We start from the raw sequence: 624 nt of genomic DNA, 5'->3' as shown, positions 1-624 counted from the left end.
CTCGAAGCCGCCCGCCTCCTTGACGCCCGGGGTCATGTCGCAGGACATGCGCACAAATTCTTCCTTGCTCTTGTAGCCCAACGGGAAGCCCATCCGCTCAGCGAGATCGCAGCAGACATCGCCGAAGTCCCTGGCCTCGCCCAGCGGCTGGACCAACGGCTGGCGGATATAGTATTCGGCGATCTGCTTTGGTGAGACCATGTCCTCCCAATCCCAACGCTCGAGATAGGTCGCATCGGGTAGGATCAGGTCGGCCAAGGAGCTCGATTCGTCATAGGTGATGGTCGAGCAGACCAGATAGGGGATGCTCTTCAGGACCTCGGCATTCTCCAGCATCTCCCCATTCGAATACACCGGCTGGTAGCAGTACCACATATAGACGTCCGGCCGTCCCATGCTGCCGTCCTTGATCATCTTCAGGACCATGCCGCTCGCGTGGTGGGTCGGAAACGCGACCTGGCCCGGAAAGCCGTCGATGATCGGGAGCCCCTTGCCCTCGGGCTGCTCGGGATGCGGCGGATGGCTCCAGCCCGCACCGACGCCCTGGCAGCGTCCGCCGGGCGAGTTGATATTGCCGGTCAGGGCCGCGAGCATCTGCATGGCGCGCTCCTGGTCCGAGCCATG

General features: G+C 63.0%; 1 protein-coding gene. It reads right to left on the bottom strand.

Annotated features, from left to right (window positions below; all coding sequences use genetic code 11):
• Positions 1 to 624: molybdopterin-dependent oxidoreductase (locus CKO31_RS26355; protein WP_200243948.1), on the bottom strand; the 624-nt coding region annotated here is incomplete at both ends.

Origin of the sequence: Thiohalocapsa halophila (genome assembly GCF_016583825.1) — a bacterium.
Taxonomy (GTDB): Bacteria; Pseudomonadota; Gammaproteobacteria; order Chromatiales; family Chromatiaceae; genus Thiohalocapsa; species Thiohalocapsa halophila.
The sequence above is the reverse complement of the archived record's forward strand: the minus strand, read 5'-3'. Positions and strand labels throughout refer to the sequence as shown.